The following is a 21,521-nucleotide window of genomic DNA, read 5'->3' on the forward strand; positions in this document are numbered from 1 at the left end:
ATACGTATTACCGGCTTTTATTGAAAAGTTATCGAGCTAGGAATTAACGAACTGAAGTAGTCGCATTACGGTTCTGTGACCATGCTTCTTCGTTATCACCTTCAGCAATAGGTTTATCCTTACCATATGAGATGGTTGTCATACGATCTGATGCAACGCCCAAGGATACCAAATAATCCCGAGCTGCATTTGCGCGGCGAGACCCTAATGCAATATTATATTCTTCTGTGCCGCGATCATCGCAGTTACCGGCAATCATGACCTGGACATTTGGATATTTTTTCAACCAATCAGCCTGACGATTCAAGGTTGCACGGGCATCATCCGTTAATTTGTTTGAATTGAATTCAAAGAAAACACGATCACCAACATTAGCAACTAAATCAGCTTGGCTTCCAGGAACTGGACCACTCACGCTTGGAGCTTGTGTTCCACCACCATTACCGGTTGTCGCACCTTTATGATCTCCGCCAGAACATGCTGCTAGTAATAACGCAGCACCAAAAGCACTAATAAGCTTTATATTCATTGTATGTATTCCTACAAAACGGCTTTCTATTTTCTCAACTTTTATGTTGGTAAATATTGCCTAAAAAAATCAAAATCAAAATCCAAAAAGTCTTATTTTATGAAAGACATATCAATTTCAATTCTAGTCTTTCATTTATATCTAAACAAGTTAAATACACAAGCGATTTTAACAAAAATTGAATTTTTTACCGCAATAATTTTATTTTATTTCCAAAATTTATTTTAACTGTTGCCAGAAGACCAAGAAGGATCCATCGCCATCGTTGATGTAGGAATGCTTCTCTCATGAAAACCGGAAACATCAATCATCTTGATGGATGAAGAAAAACCGCTTCCATGCGTACCGGCAGACGATTGGTTACAGAACGCCATAACACGGCCATTTGAACAAAATGTTGGGCTTTCGACAGTGAAACCTTGGGTTAAAATTCTTTCTCCAGTACCATCAGGCGCCATAACACCCAATGAGAATCCACCGCCGCCAATTCTCACAAACGCAATAAGGTCACCTCTTGGTGACCATACGGGGCCTGCATAACTACCGTTTCCATAAGAAATACGTCGGACTCCACCACCATTTGCACTCATTATGTATAATTGCTGTCTTCCACCCCGATCTGAAGAAAAAACAATTTGAGATCCATCAGGACTATAACAAGGGCTCGTATCGATAGCTCCGGAGCTGGTTAATTGACGTTTGCTGCCCGAACCCAGATCAACAGAATAAAGATCAGAACCCCCTCCCCTTGTTACAGACATAATGACAGACCTTCCATCAGGCGAAAAACGCGGTGCAAAAGATATACCCGAAAAATCTCCCAAAATCCTTTGTCTGCCTGATTGAAGATCAAACAAGTAAACTCGAGGACGGTTATTGACATAAGACATAAATGCTATCTGATTAGAAACAGGACTGAATCGGGGTGTCAAGACAAGCCAGCGCCCGCTGGTTAAGATTCGACTGTTAGCACCGTCATAATCCATGATTGCCAGACGTTTTGTGGGATCTGACCGGCGGCCTGTCTGTGCAACATATGCAATTCGTGTATTGAAATATCCCTTATCCCCCAATAAACGCTCATAAATAACGTCCCCTATCATATGGGAAACACGACGAAGATCCTCCCTTATGGCACCTGACCCGGAAATCGAATAGGCTGTTCCCTGAATCTGTTCACCGGTCAACGCATTCCATAGCCGAAATTCAACTCGCCCATTCACCTCTGATCCAGTCACGATAGCCCGAGCCCCCATGGCTTTATAGGCGGCAAAATCAGGTGTAGAGGTTGGTGATGTACTACTAATAACTCGAAATAACCCTGTATTATTCAAGTCATCTGTTAATACCTGAGTTATGGCACCGCCATTCCCAGAACCAAAATCAGGAATAACAATAGGGATAGGCTCGTTTCTTGCCCGATCAACTGTAATTTCATCTGCACCACCGGCTTGCTGCGCAAATGCAGATGATAAAGGTGTTGCCACAATTCCACCTGCTACACATCCATACAAAATTTTTCGGCGAGGAATTAAAACATCCCGTAAAATATCAGCATCATTATCAGAAATTATTGAGCGCATAATCCTATTTTCCCTATTATTGATAATGCATATTAACTTACAAATTTAGACATAATTATGGACGGAATACAAAACGAATCTGACCCGTCTTTCCCAACAGATTTGAAGGTATCGGCAATTTTGAACATACAGGACTTAACACGGCGTCCCTTGCCCGTTCTGCTAATGCCCTATATGTTGAATCAGCATTCATTTTTGCCTGAGTTACTGAATCAAATTTAACTATTCTAGCCTCTCCTGAAGCATCAATTGTTACAATTAAATGTGCCACAAAATTAGCATAATCTTTTGCCGCTGTGTCTTCAACATAACATCGACGAACAGATGCCGCTATTTTCCCCTGCTGACCTGCTGAAAGCCCTCTTGTGATATCACCATTTCTCGCTCCACCACCATTGGGAGCCCCTCCCTGTCTTGGATTTGCTTTGGCTCTGGGAGGATGTGTTTGTTTCTGGTCAGCTTGATAGGCATCCAACGTCGATTCAAGCGAATGTGTATCAGGAATTTCTTTTTTTGCTTTTTCCATTTTTGTCAATCGAGAGAAATTCTGCACCTGAGGTAACGCGGTGGGCATAGGCATTGGTGATGGTGGGGATGGAACATGAGAATTTGAAGAGGATGCCAATGGTGAAACAGTAGGTGGTAACGTTACCTCTGCAGGTGCGGGGGTTTCAACAGCTTTAGGTAAAATCGAATCCTGTTTTTCCATTTTTGCAACCGCATCAGGTGAAGGGGGCATTGGCGGAGGTGGAGGCGGAGGTGGAGGCGTTTCTTCGACAGGTTCAGTTTTAGTAGGTGTTGGCGCAGGTGGAGCATCCAGTTTTTCCAATGCAGGCGCATTCGGGTTCGGGGAATCTTGCTCCGATTTAGCTGGAACTTCTTGTCCTGCATTATCGCTTGTAAATTCAACCTCTACTGGTTTTTCTTCAGGGGGTGGGGGTGGAGGCGCAAAATGAAATAACCATGATAATAGAATCGCCAGAACGATAACCCCAAAATGCGTTCCGATTGATGCCAAAAAAGAGCATCTGAAAATTTTTCTCTCAGAACGGTACATGCCCAGCAAAATACATAATCCTCAATTATGGCGTTTTTGAAGAAGGGTTGGATGTTGTATCAGGCATTTGTGCAAGTAACGCGACATGCGTAAATCCTCCAGCTGTAACACGTCCCATCACTTCCATGACCCTGCCGTAATTGATATGCTGATCTCCCTTAACAAAGATACGATGTTCAGAATCATTCTGAGACATGACTTTCAACTGCTCCACCAATTGATTCATATCTACAACATTGTCTCCCAAATAAACGGATCCATCTTCCCTGACTGTAACAGTAATCGGTTTGGTATCTGCATTTACAGGCTTCGCGGCAGTTTTTGGTAAATCAACATTAATTCCGCTTGTCATCATAGGAGCCGCAACCATGAAAATAATTAACAGAACCAACATGACATCAACCATCGGTGTAACGTTAATATCTGCCTGTGGACGTCTGCCACGCCCCCGTCTGTTTCGACCCTCTAAAGAAAATCCCATTGATTTTATTCCTGATTTTCTTTTGCTTCAGATTGACGAGAAAGAATCGCACTAAATTCAGCCGCAAAACCTTCAAGTCTTTCAGCAAATAAATTAAGCTTGTTATTAACAAAATTATAGGCCACTACAGCGGGAATGGCTGTCAACAAACCCAGTGCCGTCGCGAATAATGCCTCTGAAATACCGGGGGCAACCACTGCCAGACTTGTGTTATTGGATTGTGCGATGGAAGCAAAAGCATGCATGATACCCCACACTGTTCCAAACAATCCGATAAAAGGCGCCACCGGCCCTACTGTTGCCAAAAAGGTCACCCATCTTTCCAGGCGTTCCATTTCACGGGTAATAGTAATTGACATGGCACGATCAATTCGCTGTTTGACTCCCTCACTGCTCATCTCAATTCCATTAATTCTTGCTGATCGTCGCCATTCACCCATACCCGCACTAAACACTGCAGCCATGGGATGGGTTGGTTTCACCCCAATATTTTCATATAATTCATCAAGACTCCCACCTGACCAGAATAAATCCTCGAATTCATCTGCCTGACGTTTAACCTTGCGGAGAGTAAAATATTTATCAAAAATTACAGCCCATACCCAAATACTGGCACAGACCAGGCCGATCATAACAAGTTTAACTACTAGCGCCGCATGAACAAAGAGCGCCCAAGGGGACAAACTGGCCGATGGTGTGGCCAGATTTGCTGCATTAATTGATGGATCCAAAAATGCCTCCTGCACAATTAGTCTCACTCAATTTAATTTCATATATAACTTGAGACTATTTATTATTTTCCAATATCCATTTGATATATTTTTTTTCCAATAAAAACAATCTTGTTTTGATAATGAGTAAAAATTTATTCGAACTGGTTTACCTACATCATAGCGGCAAAAATTCTTTTCCAATCTGCTGGAAAAGGAGCTGGCATATAGGTTTCCTTCTTCAGACAAACCAGCTGAATTTTTAATTCAGTCACAATTTCTTCATTACGGAAAAAAACTTGTGATAACCAACAACTTGCCCCCAAAGTTATGATTATATTTGTTTTTACAATAACCAGTTCATCAATATACAAGGGTTTTCGGAATTTAATCTCGGCTTCCCTCACAACCAAAATCAAGCCGAAATCCTTGTACAAATCACTGGTTGTTCCACCCAACCGTCGTATACTTTCTGTCCGAGCGCGATCTGCAATTCCGAAATAACGGGCATGATAGACGATACCTGCCGCATCAACATCTTCATAACAAACCCTGAACCGGTAAGTTTTGACTCCCTCTTTTGCCAAAGCAGGATTACTTATACCTTCGTCAAATGAATTACTAGGGATGATCTCCATAATTTTCATTCCTCCACCACATCGTTATCCAGCAAATCAAATTGTGCATTTAATAATGCTGGGGGTTTCAGATGAAGATGTTGCCAGCCTCTCTCTCCCAATACACGGCCACGACTTGTACGAAGAACCAACCCTTCTTGGATCAGGAAAGGTTCAATAACATCTTCAAGAGTATCCCTTGATTCTGCCAAGGCCGCAGCTAACGTTTCAACACCAACCGGTCCACCCTGATGAAATTCAGCAATACGCAATAAATAGCGACGATCCATTGCATCCAATCCAAGCTGATCAACCTCCAGTCTTGATAAGGCTGCATCAGCAATCTCGCGATCAACCGCTTTTTCACTCTTATGCTTGACAAATGCAAAATCACGTACACGACGTAATAACCTGCCCGCTATTCTGGGCGTCCCACGAGATCTTCTGGCAATTTCCGCAGCCCCATCTTCAGTCAATTCAAATCCAAGCTTACAGGCACCTCTTTCAACAATCAATTTAAGTTCATCTGTTGTATAAAATATCAACCTTAACGGAATGCCAAACCGATCCCGCAAAGGTGTGGCAAGCAAACCTGACCGTGTTGTTGCTGCGACAAGCGTAAAAGGGGGCAAATCTATACGAACCGATCGAGCCGCGGGCCCTTCCCCGATTATTAAATCAAGCTGGAAATCCTCCATTGCCGGATAAAGAATTTCTTCAATTGAAGGATGCAATCGATGAATTTCATCAATAAATAATACATCCTTTGGTTGTAAATTGGTTAAAATTGCCGCTAAATCACCAGCCCTTTGAATTACAGGTCCAGATGTTGCACGAAAACCAACCCCCAACTCCCTGGAAACAATCTGCGCCAAGGTTGTTTTTCCCAGCCCTGGTGGTCCATGTAACAAAACATGATCCAACGCCTCATCTCGCTGTCTTGCCGCCTCTATAAAAATTGAAAGATTTTCTCGTGATGATTTTTGTCCAATGAATTCAGCCAAAGATTGAGGTCTTAACGCGACCTCCACAGTGTCTTCCTGACGTTTTGTTGCATCTATGGGACGATTTATTTCAGACTTCATCGGGCCAACTCACGTAAAGCTTCTCGAATAATATGATCAAGTTGAAGGGGTTGATTTTTCTCTTTTAAACCTTTAATCACTCGCCCGACGATTGGTTGGGATTCCATTCGACGAAATCCAAGTCCCTCCAGGGCCAGCAACACATCTGCAACAATATTAGTCTCATTATTTTCGGTTATCTGACCTGAAATTGTAATTGAATTAATCACATCTGAACCAGAAGCCACTTTACCATTTAGTTCAGTTAAGATGCGCGTAGCCAATCTTGCCCCTACGCCTGAAGCCCGCATTAAACTTGCCTTGTCAGCTGTCATAATGGCCGAAGTCAATTCATCCGGCGTAAGGACGGATTGAATCACCAGCGCCATACGAACCCCAACACCTTGTACCGTTGTTAGCAGCCTGAACCATTCCTGTTCCTTTCCATCAGCAAATCCATAAAGTAATATGGCATCCTCTCTGACGATGGTTTCAATCAATACACGGGCAATTTCTGGAGGACGAGGCAATTTTGATAAGGTCCGGCTTGAAACATAGACCACATATCCCACCCCATTCACGTCAATGAGACAACGATCCTTGTCATTTTGGTCAATCAAAAACCCAGTCAATTGTCCTATCATGCCATTATTGTTCCTTTATTAACACGAATTTGACTTATCCGATGATGGGCATGACAAATCGCTATCGCCAAAGCGTCAGCTGCATCAGCTCTTGGAATTTTGGCTCCCGGCAATAAACGCTGAATCATAACAGATACCTGATCTTTGGTCGCCGCTCCCGTTCCAACCACGGCACGCTTAACTGTTTTAGCACCATATTCATTAACATTAATATATTTTTGCGCGGGCACTAATAATGCCACCCCCCTAGCATATCCCAACTTCAAGGTGGCAGAGCCATTCCTGTTGACATAGGTTTCTTCAACCGCAACCTCTTCAGGTTGATAAAGACCAATCAGTTTTTCCAAACCTGATGCTAATACACAGAGACGTTGAGGAACAAAATGATCACTATTCGTAGACAGGACACCACTTGCCACATAGGTAAGACGGTTGTCACGTGCATCAATTATCCCCCATCCGGTAAATCGTAAACCGGGATCTATCCCAAGAATTCTAACCACAACTCTTAAGCCGATAGCCGTTCAGCAATCTCGTCCGAAAAGTCAAAATTGGCAAAAACATTCTGAACATCATCATGATCTTCCAGAACTTCAATTAATTTTAGCAAAGTGCGAGCATTATCTTCATCTAATGCAACTGTATTGGATGGACGCCATTCAATTTTTGCACTTTCAGGATCTTTAAACCGGGCTTCCAATGCGTCACGGACTGCAAAGAAATTTTCCATCGCACATGTTATTTCATAAACATCATCATTTTCTTCAACATTATCCGCTTCTGCCTCAATAGCCGCCTCAAATATTGAATCAAAATTTGCAACCGTTTTGGGATAGGTAATAACACCCATACGTTCAAACATGAATGCGACAGAATTCATTTCCCCCAAGGATCCGCCATATTTATTGAATGCGGCCCTAACATCTGAAGCTGTACGATTACGATTATCTGTCAATGCCTCAACGATAATGGCAACTCCGGATGGACCATATCCTTCATAACGCACTTCTTGATAATTATCTCCATCTGCGCCACCTGCGGCTTTCTTAATTGCACGATCAATATTATCCTTTGGCATATTGACAGCACGAGCTGCCGCAATAGCTGCACGTAAACGGGGATTGGCGGCTGGATCAGGTAAACCTGATTTTGCTGAAACGGTTATTTCACGAATTATTTTTGAAAATTCTTTTGCCCGACGGGCATCCTGAGCCCCTTTGCGATGCATAATATTTTTAAATTGCGAATGTCCTGCCATTAATTTTTCTCTTAATTCTTACAGTTTGATTTCAATCTTAATCTAATAAACATGTCCCGATTTTTAAACAAACCGACCATGACAATGTTTAAATTTTTTGCCTGAACCACATGGACATGGTGCATTTCTGGGCGTATCTGCCCATTCTTTTGGTGCATCAGATAATGTCTGAGGGCTTCCTTCCTCTAAAAGATCCGAAGAAGAATTTTCCCCTTCATCATCAGAGACATTGACTTCAACCTTGGCCAAAAGTGAGGTAATCCGTTCACGAAGCTCATCCAGCATATAATTGAAAAGAACAAAAGCTTCCTTCTTATATTCATTAAGCGGGTCTTTCTGACCATAAGCCCGCAGTCCGATACCCTGACGCATTTGATCTAATCGCAACAAATGTTCTTTCCACACAGAATCAAGCGTTGTTAGCAAAACTTGCTTTTCAACATATCGCATAATTGAAACCCCATAATTCGCGACCTTGGTGGCCATCATTTCATTGGCGGCTTTCGTAATGCGCTCTTCAAGTGTATCAATTGAAATATCTTTCTCTTCAGACCATTTCTTAATCGGTAGATCAAGATTTAATATCCGTTTTACATCCGCGGTTAATTCGTTAATATGCCATTGTTCTGCAAAGGATTTTTCAGGTATGTATTTTTCGATCAACATATTGATCACATCATGTCTCATAGATGCAATCACTTCTGAAACATCTTCCAGAGCCATATATTCCCGACGCTGAGAATATACCTCCTTACGTTGATCATTGATGACATCATCATATTTTAAAGTGTTTTTACGCATATCGAAATTGCGCGCCTCAACTTTTTTCTGGGCTTTTTCAAGTGCTTTGTTGATCCAGGGGTGAACAATGGCCTCCCCTTTTTTCAAGCCCATTTTTTGAAGCATACCACCCATGCGTTCGGAACCAAATATCCGCATCAGGTCATCCTCGAGGGATAAAAAGAAACGTGAATTTCCCGGATCTCCCTGACGCCCCGAACGTCCTCGCAACTGGTTGTCAATTCGACGACTTTCATGACGTTCCGTACCAATTACAAACAGTCCGCCGCTCTCTTTAACCAGTTCATGATCTTTTTGAACTTTTTCTTTAAGGGCCGTTTCTTGTTTCAAGCGTTCATCTTCATTCTCGATATGGGAAAGCTGCTGATGGATAAGCATATCCACATTCCCTCCCAATTTAATGTCAGTACCACGACCCGCCATATTCGTGGCAATTGTAATGGCTCCCGGAACTCCAGCTTGAGCAACTATCTGCGCTTCTTTTTCATGAAAACGCGCATTCAATACATTATGCTTTATGCCTTTTTTATTCAACAAATTTGAAAGATGTTCACTTTTCTCAATCGATGTTGTTCCAACCAAGATAGGCTGTTTCTTTTTATGAACCTCTTCGATAAGCTGGCTAACCGCATCATATTTTTCAGCCGCGGTCAGATAGATTTCATCATGTTCATCCTTACGCTGAACTTTAAGATTGGTTGGAATTGACACAACGTCCAGCTTGTAAATTTCGGCAAATTCATCGGCTTCTGTCATTGCCGTTCCCGTCATACCGGCGAGTTTCGGATAAAGACGAAAATAATTTTGAAAAGTGATTGAAGCTAGAGTCTGGTTTTCCTGCTGTATTTCCACATGTTCCTTAGCTTCCAGTGCTTGATGCAATCCATCGGAATATCGACGTCCATCCATCATACGTCCAGTAAATTCATCAATTAGAATGACCTTATTGTTACGGACGATATAATCCACATCCCTGGCAAACAAGGTATGCGCCCGTAATGCCTGCTGCATATGATGCACCAACGCGATATTATGAGTGTCATACAGCCCCCCCTCTTTCAATACACCCTTTTCACGCATTAACTGCTCTATATGTTCGGTTCCCATTTCTGTTGGAATGACATTACGGAATTTTTCATCTTTTTCATAATTGGCAGGATCTTTGACTATCTCTTTTATAATTTCATTAACGGAACGATATAGATCTGAACTGTCATCCGCAACCCCCGAAATAATCAATGGAGTACGAGCCTCATCTATCAAGATCGAATCAACTTCATCCACAATGGCGTAATTAAACGGACGCTGAACCATTTCATCAAGACTGTATTTCATATTATCGCGAAGATAGTCGAAGCCGAATTCATTATTTGTCCCATATGTAATATCAGCGGCATAAGCAGCCTTTCGTTCAATATCACTCAAATCCGCGATAATCGTTCCGACATTCATGCCAAGAAAACTATAGAGCCGGCCCATTTCAGCAGCATCACGTGAGGCAAGATAATCATTCACCGTTACAACATGCACCCCTTTTCCCGATAGTGCATTCAGATATACGGCCAAGGTTGCCACCAATGTTTTACCTTCACCCGTACGCATTTCGGCAACCTTACCATCGTGAAGAACCATTCCCCCGATCAGCTGGACATCGAAATGACGCATTCCCAAAACCCTTTTCGAAGCTTCTCTGACTACAGCAAACGCTTCTGGCAATAAATTGTCCAGTGTTTCTCCATCAGCTAACCTTTGACGAAATTCAACCGTTTTATTAGCCAATGCAACATCATCCAGAGCCTGTATTTCAGGTTCCAATTGATTGATTTCAGGTAGTCGCTTTTGATAAGCTTTTAATGAACGCTCATTAGAGGTGCCGAAAAAGACACGGGCAAATTTTGCAAACATCAATGTTTTCCAAATAACGCTTTGTAATCCTGCCTGTCATTACAAAGGGCTAGTTATAATTAAATTAGAACACAATTCAATCCAGACAGAAAAATACATATAGAAATAAGTTCACCGGTATTATAACCAACTTTACTTACACCATAAATATCATTTTAAAATTTTAAAAGTGGTTTAACTTTTTTCAAGAAAGGAACTTTATTAAAATAATGGGACAATTTCACCTTTCCATGATATAAACATATTCAAAATTATCTTTAATCCTCTCAATAAATAAAGGTACTATATGTCTTTTTACAACAAATCATTCAAATTTGCAGCAACCCTTCTTTTTTCCTCAAGCCTTTTGACAACAGCAGTTATTGCCGCTGAACCTGCTGTCACAACTACCCCGTCAGCACCTGCCGCTCAAAATCAGTCAAGTCCTAGCAAAATAGATGAAAATACTGTTTTGGCAACTGTTAATGATAAAAATATTACGTATCATGATGTCCAAAACATGCGCAAGATGTTGCCCGATCAATATAAAAGTCTGCCTGCACCTGTTTTGACAACAATAATCCTTCAGCAATTAATTGTTCAAAATGCAGTGCTACAAGTTGCTGAAAAACAGAATTTACAGAATTCCCCTGAGGTCAAGCAACAAATTGAATTCATGCAAAAGGATATCCTGTTTTCGACATTCCAAAAATCTGAATTGGAAAAGAATTTAAAACAAAATCCAATTGACGATAAAGCCATTCAAACTTTTTACGATCAGCATTTCGCCAACGCAGCCCCTGTTAAAGAGGCGCATATATGTCATATTCTCGTAAAAACACAACCGGAAGCTGTAAAAATCATCAGTCAACTTCATGCAGGCAAAAATTTCGCTAATCTTGCCAAACAATATTCAACCGATAAAGAGAGCGGCAGCGAAAATGGCGGTGATTTGGGATGGGTCAAACAAAATGACCCTCTTGCACCGGAATTCATCAATGCAGCCTTTGCACTGAAAGCAAATACAATTACAACCGCTCCGGTGAAAACCCAATTTGGTTGGCATGTCATCAAGGTTCTTGGTTATAGAAACGCTCCGGTACCACCATTGGATAAAGTAAAAGATGAAATTCGCAAAAACCTGTATCAACAAAGAATGAAAACCATTATTGAAAATGTAATTAAACAAAGTAAAATTACCAAAAATGATGAAGCCATTCATTCTTTAACACAAATGCCTGCCACACAAAAAAAATAACTCTGACAGAACAAATCATTAAAAATTTTTATAAAAGGGAAAATAAATTTTCCCTTTTATAAATTCAAAATGTTTATTGATTAATATCCCTAAAAAATTTAGTTCAAAAAACATATCATTAAATCCTTTTTTCTTATAAAGAAAACTTGTAAAAAACATTTTCAGTAAAATATAAATATTTCATTATAACCGGATATGAATCAACCCTGTCGTATCCATTATTTTGCTCCATTGTTGAAAAAGAGTCTACCATGTCGAGTTATCCTGTTTCTCCGCTTGCCGTAACCCTCTCTGAACTTCGCCCCGTTGCCGGTGTAAAACTTGCATCTGTTCAAGCAGGATTACGATATACTGGACGTCTTGATTTATCGTTAATGGAATTCGCTCCGAACACAACCGTCGCAGGAGTATTTACCAAAAACAAATGTCCAGGTGCACCTATTGATTGGTGCAGAAAAATTTTATCTCGCGGTAAGGCCAGGGGATTACTTGTCAATGCCGGTATTGCCAATGTATTTACGGGTCAGGCAGGTTTTGATGCAGTTAAATATTCAGCACAGGCAGCTGCAAAAACAATAAACTGCGCACCCGAAGAAATTTTTGTTGCCTCTACAGGGGTTATTGGCGAACAGCTTCCTTATCAAAAAATCATCAATTATCTTCCAGAACTTTATTCGAAATTGGCTTCTGATCAATGGAAGGAAACAGCTCAAGCAATCCTGACTACGGATACATTTGCCAAAGGCTTTTCCCTTAAAACAGATATTGACAATATTCCTGTCACTATTCAGGGAATCGCCAAGGGGAGCGGTATGATCGCACCTGATATGGCCACTATGCTTTGTTTTGTTACAACTGACGCAAAATTGCCCGCTACTGTCTTACAAAAATTATTAAATGAAAAAGTCAAAACAACCTTTAATTCAATAACAGTTGATTCCGATACATCAACCTCTGATACCCTTCTTTTATTTGCCACGGGTCAGACCCCCAATACCGAAATCAATGATATTGATGACCCAAGATTAAGCAATTTTTCAAATGCCTTAGAAAAATTATTACAAGAATTGGCTCTTTTGGTTATTAGGGATGGTGAAGGCGTAACAAAACTGATTGAAATCAAGGTTGAAGGTGCCGTTAACAATGAATCAGCTTTTAAAATCGGACAATCAATCGGTAACTCCCCTCTTGTGAAAACAGCAATAACAGGTGAGGATGCCAATTGGGGACGTGTTGTAATGGCGGTAGGCAAAGCCGGCGAACCAGCCGACCGTGACCTTTTGTCAGTGGCAATAGGTAATATTTGGGTTGCCAAACAAGGTGAGGTTTTATCAGATTATGACCAAGATAAAGTTAACAAGCATATGCAAGAACAAGTCATAAAAATTAAAGTCAACCTGAATCTGGGAGAGGGACACGCAAAAATTTGGAGCTGTAACCTAACACAAGGTTATATTGAAATTAACGGCTCTTATCTGCGTTCCTAATTTCTTTTATTTATTATCAATTGAATCGTTTCTTTATGAATACCCCTATTATCTCCGATTTTTCTGAAGAAGAAAAAAAAAGAATTCTAGCAAAGTCAGCACTTTTCAGTCCTCCGTCCTTGAAATTATCAGATGGAAGACAAGAACTTGTTGGACTTTCAAGGGAAGAATTGGAAGAGGTCCTAATGAATATGGGGGAAAAATCCTTCCGTACGAAACAGTTATGGCACTGGATTTATCATAAAGGTGTTACCGATTTCTCTTTGATGAGTTCAATTAGTAAACCCTTACAAGCCAAATTGGCAGAACATTGTGTGATCAGCCGACCGGAAGTGGTTATGCAACAGACCTCAAAAGATGATACCCGCAAGTTTCTTTTTCGCTTCAGGGATAAACAAGAAGCTGAAACAGTTTATATTCCCGATCGTCGAGAAGATCGTGGTGCTGTCTGCATTTCCTCACAGGTCGGATGTACGTTGTCCTGCCGTTTTTGTCATACCGGCACGCAAAATCTGGTTCGAAATCTTGATGCAACAGAAATCGTAGGTCAATTCATGGCGGCAAGGGATAGTTATAATGAATGGCCAACCCCGACCGCTGGAAGACCCCGTCTTCTATCAACCATAGTTCTGATGGGAATGGGCGAACCTCTTTATAATTATGACAATGTTGCCAAGGCAATGCGTATCGTTATGGATGATGAGGGAATTGGAATCTCTCGTCGCCGGATTACCTTGTCAACGTCCGGTGTAGTTCCCATGATGGATCAATGTGGAAGGGAACTGGCAATTAATCTAGCCATTTCCCTTCATGCTGTCAGGGATGATTTACGAAATGAGCTCGTTCCCTTAAATCGTAAATATCCTATAAAAGACGTTCTGGCAGCCTGCCGTCGATACCCTGCAGCAAGTAATTCACGTCGTATAACGTTTGAATACATTATGTTAAGGGGAATTAATGACAGTGAATCAGATGCACGTGAACTGGTGCATCTATTAAAGGGTATTCATGCCAAGGTTAATCTAATTCCATTTAATCCATGGCCAGGCAGTGATTACAAACCCTCCAAAACTGAACAGGTGCAAAAGTTTGCCGATATCATTATGCAGGCAGGTTATTCCTCGCCCATCCGCACCCCAAGAGGGCGTGATATTCTTGCAGCATGCGGACAATTACGCACTGAAAGTCAAAAAGCCAAAATTTCTAAAAATTTAAAACGTAACGAAACAATTTCTGACTGACAATATTGTTTTAAAATCATATAAAAATTGTGAAAATAATTTATTTAATCTTATTTTCACAATTTTTCGAAATAAATTCATTCACATGATTATATGAATTTATCATCAATAATTATAGACTTGAAAAATTTCTACCAGGCATAGGCTTCAGGTGCCTCACCCCCCATACCGGGCCAAATATCATTTAAAGTATGTATTATTTCATCTGACAATGTAATGGAAAGCCCTTCAATAGCATTTATCCAGCTGTGTTTCAGTACGAGGTCCAATAATCGGTGCTGTGACATCAGGTTGATGTCTTAACCAGGCAAGGGCTAAATTTGCAGGAGTTATTTTATGTTCAGCAGCAAGATTCTCATATTTTTCAAGTTGGTATCTTAATTTTTCAATTATTTTCAGTTCCTGTTCTCCAAAACGTCGCTCGCCATTTTTCTGTTTCGAGAGGACACCCCCAAGCAGTCCACCTGCCAATGGAGAATAGGGAATAAATCCAAGACCATAATATCGACAGGATGGAAGGACTTCCAGCTCAACTGTACGTTCTGTCAGATTATAGAGGCTTTGCTCAGAAACCAGTCCGTAAAAATGACGTTCCTTGGCCAATCCCTGAGCTGTGGCTATTTGCCAACCAGCAAAATTACAACTTCCTATATATAAAACTTTTCCCTGTTGAACCAATAACTCCATTGCCTGCCATATTTCCTCCCATGGAGTTTCTCGATCAATATGATGCATTTGATAAAGATCAATATGATCAGTTTTTAAGCGTCGTAAACTGTCTTCACACGCTTTTCGAATATGATAAGCTGACAAATGCCGGTCATTCGGCCCAAAATCCATAGGCTGGTAAACTTTGGTAGCCAATACAACCTTGTCTCTCTGACCGCTCTTTTTAAGCCATCGTCCAATAATTTCTTCAGAAATGCCATATCCCTTAGGAATTTCTGGCCATTGTAATCCTCCATAAACATCTGCCGTATCAAAAAAATTAATTCCTGCATCAATTGCCTTATCCATAATCATGCAGCTTTCTTTTTCATCCGTGACATCACCAAAATTCATGGTTCCAAGACATAAATCACTTATCTTCAGACCTGTTTTTCCCAAAAATCGATATCTCATGATACCTCAATCTTTTTGTTTGCAATTTTAAATATTTTGATTTTGCAGATAACGCAATTCAAATGAATTGGAATATCTACACCCTGGGTGGTGTAATCGTCATAGGTTCATTTGACAATGGAGGAATAATTCCATTTACAGGATGCGGTACATACGGTGCTTCAAGACTGTTTATTTCATTTTCTGTTAAAGAAAAATCAAGCGCCTTTACAGCCGTTGTCAAATGTTCAGCCTTTGTTACCCCAATAATAGGTGCCGTTACGTATTTTTTTGATAATAACCAGCCCAATGCGACATATGCACGAGGGACATGATGCAAGTTGGCAATCTTTGCGACAATCTCCACGACTTTTCGATCCTGCTGTTCTGCATCCTGATACATTTTCAAAGCAAAAGCATCATTTTGAGTACGTCGTGTAACTTCATCAAAATCACGAGTCAATCGTCCCCTTGCCATTGGACTCCAAGGAATGACACCAATACCTTGATCCGCACAAAAAGGCAACATTTCCCGTTCCTCTTCCCGATAAAGCAAATTATATTGAGGCTGCATGGAAACAAAACGTGTCCATCCATTTTGCCTTGCAATATATTGCATTTTGGCAAAACGCCATGTTTCCATAGAGGATGCTCCGATATAGCGAACCTTTCCTGATTTCACTATGTCATGCAAGGCCTCCATGGTTTCCTCGATCGGGGTTCCATGGTCAAAACGGTGAATTTGGTAAAGATCTACATAATCCATTTTTAATCGTGACAAACTGTCATCAATTGATTGAAAAAGAGCTTTACGCGATAGAAAACCTGTATTAGGCGAATTCCGCCAAGGAAAAAAAACCTTGGTCGCCACCACAATTTCTTCTCGCCGTGCCATATCATTCAATGCTCGCCCCGTTATTTCCTCTGAACTGCCTCCAGAATAAATATTTGCCGTATCAAAAAAATTAATTCCCGCCTCAATGGCCTGTCTAAAAAAAGGGCGTGCAGCAATTTCATCAATTGACCAGGCTTGTGGCAACCGGTTGGGTTCACCGAAACTCATGCATCCCAAACATAATCTCGATACTTTAAGACCTGTACGACCTAGATTTATATACTTCATTTTTTTTATCTCAAATATATTATGAAAATTATCGAAAATCTTTTTTATTGTTTGATTTTCAAATAAATAATACGATAAAAAAAGCGTTGTATAATATCTTGATATTCCGTAATAATTACCTGATCCTGCAAATAATTTATGTTTAGTTATAAAATCTGAATAATCATCAATTTGTCTAATCCATTATAATGACACTCAATCAGTCTTCAGACAGTCAAACCGAATTATTTTATCAAAAAATAATCAATATTCTTGAACGACATGTTAAAACAATGGGTGCACATACCACCCTGATTAAAGATCTCAAACTTTTTAGACAAGAGACACCTCGTCAAGCATGTGCCTGTTTTTATCAACCGAGTATCAGTTTGTTATGCCAGGGTACTAAACAGATAATCGTTGATAAAAATATCTTTCCATACGACACACATCATTTGCTCATTACTTCTCTGGACATCCCTACGAACAGCCAAATAACGGAAGCATCCCCTATTAAACCCTGTTTTGGAATTTCCTTAAATTTGGAACGCAATATTATTGCGGAGTTAAGTACACAAATTGATCTTAGGAATTCAAACAAAACGAAATGTAGCAGTGTATCTATTTGCAGTGTTAATGTATCCTTTTTGGAACCCATGTACAGGCTTTTATCCTTAATGGATGAGCCCGAAACCATTCCAGTTCTTGCCCCGTTAGTCATCAGGGAAATTTACTATCGACTGCTAACCAGCGATGCCGCACCAATTCTTTTACAGATTATAACAACTGGTAATACAGGATCTAATATCAGAAAAGCAATCGAATGGCTTAAACAAAATTATTCTCAACCCTTGAAAATAAGCCATCTTGCCAGTGCTGTTAACATGAGCCCCTCAAGCTTGCATCATCATTTCCGCCAACTAACCGGAAAAAGCCCGTTACAATATCAAAAATGGTTACGCGTTCATGAAGCAAAACGTCTGATGATCAATAATAATCTTAACGCTGCCACTGCTTCCTATCAGGTTGGTTATGAAAGTCCCTCACATTTTAGTCGTGATTACAAAGCCATATTTGGCAAGTCTCCCCAAAAAGATATAAAAAATTTTAATCAAATATAGTTTTTCATTCCAGAATGTCATTCTTTCGTATAGCTCCACTAAAAAAATGCTTATTCAGTTTCTAACAGTAATTTTGCCTGACTGGAATTATTCTCCTCATAGAAAGGTCCACGATGTCGATCCGTTTTAATGCTTATCAACAACCGATTGGTCAAGCTCTTCCTTCATGGAAAAAAGCAAAGCTTCCCAAAAAAGAAACAATCACGGGACAATATTGCCGGCTTGAACGCATAAATGTCAGACAACATGCTTTGCAACTTTATGATGCCTTTTTTAACGGTACTGATAAAGGGCTATGGACCTATCTTTTATCCGGTCCGTTTAATGATTTTAATGAATATCGGGAATGGCTACTTAAATTAGAAAATATCAAAGATCCATTTCATTATGCCATTCTCGATAAGAATTCCAATCAAGCAATCGGTTCAATTGCTCTCATGCGAATAGATCCAACAAATGGAGTGATAGAAATTGGTAGCGTTATTTTTTCTGGACGATTAAAAAAAACAACAATGGCCACGGAGGCAATCTATCTTTTAATGAAATATGCATTCGAGGAACTTGGTTATCGTCGTCTTGAATGGAAATGTGATACCTTAAATGCACCCTCTCGTGCTGCGGCATTACGCTATGGTTTCACATTCGAGGGAATATTCCGTCAAGCTTTGGTTATTCATGGCCGTAACCGGGATACAGCATGGTATTCAATTCTTGATCTTGAATTTCCAAAACTTTCCAAGGCATTTAATGACTGGCTTGATCCTGACAATTTTGATTCTGAAGGAATTCAGAAGAAATCCTTGCAGAAATTGATGAATTATTATGTTAAATAAAAACATGTAATCAAATCAATACACAAACATACCGATTGTTAAAAAAAGACGATGAGTTGTAATTACCGTCTAATTACAAGATGTAATAATTATTTTAAATATGACTAAGATCTGAAACTTTCGTTACAACCTCATACCTAACATCATCCATAATTTTAAAATGTGCCTTGCCACATTTAATTTTCAATAGCTCACTTTTAGATAGTTTTGATAAATCAACAACATTATTTCCTGTATTTTTAGTCTCCACAACAAAATATATCTTTGCATCATTTTCAAACACTAATGCCCAATCAGGGTTATAATTTCCAATAGGCGTTTTTATTTTGAACCAATTTGGAAGTTTAAAATAATATTTAACTTGTTCACTAGTCTCACACTCTTTAGCAAACTGATTTTCTGTTTCTGAATCTAAAGGAACTATATTTTCATAAATGGTTTTGCCAGTATTTGTGACCTGAAAAGAATTGTCATTCATATAGATTTCAAGTTCTTTACTATCAAACAGCTTCATTTCATATTCAGTAAGCCCAACTTTTTGATACCGAATACCATCAATCATTAATTCCTGCATTTCTCTAGAAATAACATCACAAACCTTATCAAGAAAATCTTGAGGATTTTTGGAAATATCACCAATTCGTTCAGATTTTTTCAATATCTCTAAAATTGTTGTCCTCGTCAGTTGAGTTTTATTTTCAATATAAGCAAATATATCAGGAATATTTTTAGCAATTATTTGAGTTTTATTACGCTCACTTGCCAAATAATTAGTCTGGATACCTTCTTCATCAATATTCAAAGATACCTTTTCCATATAAAGAATAGGTTCTGTTATTTTAGGTAAAATTTTGATAGCTTCGACAACTTTGTCTATTAATTGATTGGTATCATAATGAACACGATAGGTTGTTTTATATTTAATCTTATTCCATATTGCTAAAAATAACGGGTCTGCTTGAAAACCTTTTTTATAAATAACCTTCGTTCTTTGTGCTTTGTCTTTAATCCGGCCTTGAAAATTAACGCCACAATCTTCTTCAATCTCACTTTGTAAAGCTTTTGCGAAATCATCATAAGATTCATTGGCAATAACCGTCAGACGATTGATATTTTTATCCCGTATTCTTTTCCCATCTTTATCAACGGCCAATCTCAATCCTCGCCCTATTTCTTGGCGTTTCTTCATTTCAGAGGTTGTTTCATTCAGAGTACATATTTGAAAAACATTAGGATTGTCCCAACCTTCTCTTAATGCAGAATGAGAAAATATAAACCGTAACGGCTCGTTAATATCTAAAAGCTTCTCTTTGTCTTTCATAATCAAACTATAGGTATCATCATCAGCTTGTGTATTGCCCTTGGTATCTTTTAATATTCCTTTTTTATCTTGGGAAAAATAACCATTATGTATTCGATCAAGTTCCTCATCTGAAATATCTTTTTTATAACATTTCTTGAATTCTTCTCTATAAATTTCCTCAAACCAAAGTGCATACTTACCTTTTACTGCTTGATTCTCTTCATAGTCTCGATAATTAGATACTTTATCTATAAAAAATAAGGATAAGACCTTTATACCATCTTTGCTTAATTTGGCTTCTTTAGCCAAATGCTCTATGATCGTTTCTTTAATTTGGCATCTTTTAATAGCATCTTTTGCATCATTACCGTTTTCCAGCCCCTTATGGAGAGTATGACCATTAGAAAAGGTAATGCTTTCATCTTGTGCATTTATCTCATTAAGAATGTATCCATCTTTATAAACTTCTCTGTGATTGGATAATTCGAATAAATCATCACCAACCTTTGCAGAAATGGTCTTTTTCTTTACACCAACCTTATCATTCACATGAATAGTAAGTTTAACAGAACAACTGGTTTTGGCTGTCTTAAAATCACCGACAAAAACATAAGCACCATTATAAGCTGCATCACTGTAAATGGAATCAACTTCAATTTGCTTAACCAATCCCAGATCATAAGCTTTTACCGGATCAAGCTGATAGACACTATTATATTGATGCTTATGGGTTGCGGAATATCGTAGATGACATAAACCGTTTAAGCTTTTAATCGCTTCCTTCCGCTTTTCTGTCTCCATATTCTGAGGCTCATCAATAATCACAACAGGAGAAGTTTCCTGAATATATTCAATAAGCTTGTGACCTGTTTCATTGATTTTATTGATAACATTCTGATCTTTAGCAAATGAATCAATGTTCATAACGATGATTTCTATATTATTACTTTGGGCAAAATTTTTGATATCAACAGGTCGCTTACTATTATAAATAGTATAATTCAGAGGCTCTCTTGCATAAATATTCTGGAAATGTTCATGTGTTATTTCAAGACTTTTCTGAACGCCTTCACGAATAGCTATAGAAGGTACAACAATAATGAATTTACTAAACCCATAATGGGCATTGAGTTCATATATCGTTCTTAAATAAACATAGGTCTTTCCTGTGCCTGTTTCCATTTCCACAGAAAAGTCCATACTGTCTAACGACCGAGATTTTGCAACACCATTCTTTTCTTGAATTTCCTGCAAATTTTGAAAGATTTGTGTTTGACCAATATCCAAATTATTTTTTACCGCAATAATTGGATCATTATTTCCATTTGAATATAAATTAAACCCTGCTGTATGCTTAGATTGCCCTTTAAACAACTCAACCACAGCAGATATCGCAGTTTTTTGATACTCTAAATTCGCTTCAAATTCTAACTTCATAACCAAACCC

The 21,521-nt window shown here is 39.2% G+C and carries 19 protein-coding genes; 5 read left to right on the plus strand and 14 right to left on the minus strand.

What is annotated here, in order from left to right:
* Positions 1-43: 43 nt before the first annotated feature.
* From pal to secA, 11 genes are all read right to left on the minus strand, one after another.
* The gene (gene pal, locus H3T57_RS04565) at positions 44-529 is read right to left on the minus strand and encodes a peptidoglycan-associated lipoprotein Pal (RefSeq protein WP_155565243.1); all 486 of its coding nucleotides are present in this window, start codon (positions 527-529) and stop codon (positions 44-46) included.
* Positions 530-753: 224 nt separating this feature from the next.
* Positions 754-2,112 carry a Tol-Pal system beta propeller repeat protein TolB gene (gene tolB / locus H3T57_RS04570; protein WP_155565242.1) on the minus strand — a complete coding sequence of 453 codons (1,359 nt, stop codon included), beginning with the start codon at positions 2,110-2,112 and terminating at the stop codon, positions 754-756.
* A 55-nt stretch (positions 2,113-2,167) separates the two neighbouring features.
* Positions 2,168-3,169 (minus strand): energy transducer TonB, encoded by a 1,002-nt coding sequence (locus tag H3T57_RS04575; protein WP_370552871.1) that lies wholly within the window; start codon positions 3,167-3,169, stop codon positions 2,168-2,170.
* 25 nt (positions 3,170-3,194) lie between these two features.
* Positions 3,195-3,650, minus strand: coding sequence for a protein TolR (gene tolR / locus H3T57_RS04580; protein ID WP_110438801.1), 456 nt, complete (start codon positions 3,648-3,650; stop codon positions 3,195-3,197).
* A 5-nt stretch (positions 3,651-3,655) separates the two neighbouring features.
* Positions 3,656-4,381, minus strand: a complete 726-nt coding sequence (gene tolQ, locus H3T57_RS04585) for a protein TolQ (protein WP_110439004.1) — start codon at positions 4,379-4,381, stop codon at positions 3,656-3,658.
* Between the two features lie 152 nt (positions 4,382-4,533).
* Positions 4,534-4,998: a YbgC/FadM family acyl-CoA thioesterase gene (locus H3T57_RS04590; protein ID WP_198193334.1), complete on the minus strand. Its 465-nt coding sequence runs from the start codon at positions 4,996-4,998 to the stop codon at positions 4,534-4,536.
* 5 nt (positions 4,999-5,003) lie between these two features.
* Positions 5,004-6,062, minus strand: coding sequence for a Holliday junction branch migration DNA helicase RuvB (ruvB, locus tag H3T57_RS04595; RefSeq protein WP_155580231.1), 1,059 nt, complete (start codon positions 6,060-6,062; stop codon positions 5,004-5,006).
* A complete protein-coding gene (gene ruvA / locus H3T57_RS04600) occupies positions 6,059-6,685 on the minus strand; it encodes a Holliday junction branch migration protein RuvA (RefSeq protein ID WP_198193335.1) in 627 nt (208 codons plus the stop codon). Before ruvA ends, ruvB begins: the two co-directional genes overlap by 4 nt.
* Positions 6,682-7,188 (minus strand): crossover junction endodeoxyribonuclease RuvC, encoded by a 507-nt coding sequence (ruvC, locus tag H3T57_RS04605; protein WP_198193336.1) that lies wholly within the window; start codon positions 7,186-7,188, stop codon positions 6,682-6,684. The genes ruvA and ruvC overlap by 4 nt, the downstream gene beginning before the upstream one ends.
* A 5-nt stretch (positions 7,189-7,193) precedes the next feature.
* Positions 7,194-7,943 carry a YebC/PmpR family DNA-binding transcriptional regulator gene (locus tag H3T57_RS04610; protein ID WP_155566603.1) on the minus strand — a complete coding sequence of 250 codons (750 nt, stop codon included), beginning with the start codon at positions 7,941-7,943 and terminating at the stop codon, positions 7,194-7,196.
* A 63-nt stretch (positions 7,944-8,006) separates the two neighbouring features.
* Entirely contained in the window at positions 8,007-10,649 is a 2,643-nt protein-coding gene (gene secA, locus H3T57_RS04615; protein WP_198193337.1) for a preprotein translocase subunit SecA, read from the minus strand.
* Between the two features lie 286 nt (positions 10,650-10,935).
* Between secA and H3T57_RS04620 the strand changes: the two genes are divergently transcribed.
* The 3 genes from H3T57_RS04620 to rlmN all read left to right on the plus strand — a co-directional run bounded on the left by H3T57_RS04620 (position 10,936) and on the right by rlmN (position 14,614).
* Positions 10,936-11,886 (plus strand): peptidylprolyl isomerase, encoded by a 951-nt coding sequence (locus H3T57_RS04620; RefSeq protein WP_155569067.1) that lies wholly within the window; start codon positions 10,936-10,938, stop codon positions 11,884-11,886.
* 251 nt (positions 11,887-12,137) lie between these two features.
* Positions 12,138-13,373, plus strand: coding sequence for a bifunctional glutamate N-acetyltransferase/amino-acid acetyltransferase ArgJ (gene argJ / locus H3T57_RS04625; RefSeq protein WP_198193338.1), 1,236 nt, complete (start codon positions 12,138-12,140; stop codon positions 13,371-13,373).
* A gap of 35 nt (positions 13,374-13,408) precedes the next feature.
* A complete protein-coding gene (gene rlmN / locus H3T57_RS04630; protein WP_198193339.1) occupies positions 13,409-14,614 on the plus strand; it encodes a 23S rRNA (adenine(2503)-C(2))-methyltransferase RlmN in 1,206 nt (401 codons plus the stop codon).
* A gap of 228 nt (positions 14,615-14,842) precedes the next feature.
* On the opposite strand, the gene H3T57_RS04635 is transcribed toward rlmN, so the two are convergent.
* Both H3T57_RS04635 and H3T57_RS04640 read right to left on the minus strand, forming a co-directional pair.
* The gene (locus H3T57_RS04635) at positions 14,843-15,736 is read right to left on the minus strand and encodes an aldo/keto reductase (protein ID WP_232349726.1); all 894 of its coding nucleotides are present in this window, start codon (positions 15,734-15,736) and stop codon (positions 14,843-14,845) included.
* A 76-nt stretch (positions 15,737-15,812) separates the two neighbouring features.
* Complete coding sequence (locus H3T57_RS04640) at positions 15,813-16,838, minus strand: aldo/keto reductase (protein WP_198193340.1); 1,026 nt, start codon at positions 16,836-16,838, stop codon at positions 15,813-15,815.
* A gap of 188 nt (positions 16,839-17,026) precedes the next feature.
* On the opposite strand from H3T57_RS04640, the gene H3T57_RS04645 reads away from it, so the two are divergent.
* Both H3T57_RS04645 and H3T57_RS04650 read left to right on the plus strand, forming a co-directional pair.
* Complete coding sequence (locus H3T57_RS04645) at positions 17,027-17,938, plus strand: AraC family transcriptional regulator (RefSeq protein WP_198193341.1); 912 nt, start codon at positions 17,027-17,029, stop codon at positions 17,936-17,938.
* A 113-nt stretch (positions 17,939-18,051) separates the two neighbouring features.
* Positions 18,052-18,771 carry a GNAT family N-acetyltransferase gene (locus H3T57_RS04650; RefSeq protein WP_198193342.1) on the plus strand — a complete coding sequence of 240 codons (720 nt, stop codon included), beginning with the start codon at positions 18,052-18,054 and terminating at the stop codon, positions 18,769-18,771.
* Positions 18,772-18,865: 94 nt separating this feature from the next.
* Here the strand turns inward: H3T57_RS04650 and H3T57_RS04655 are convergent, their stop codons facing one another.
* The gene (locus H3T57_RS04655; RefSeq protein WP_198193343.1) at positions 18,866-21,511 is read right to left on the minus strand and encodes a DEAD/DEAH box helicase family protein; all 2,646 of its coding nucleotides are present in this window, start codon (positions 21,509-21,511) and stop codon (positions 18,866-18,868) included.
* Positions 21,512-21,521 lie beyond the last annotated feature (10 nt).

The sequence above is a fragment of the Commensalibacter sp. W6292M3 genome (assembly GCF_016101315.1).
Taxonomy (GTDB): domain Bacteria; phylum Pseudomonadota; class Alphaproteobacteria; order Acetobacterales; family Acetobacteraceae; genus Commensalibacter; species Commensalibacter melissae.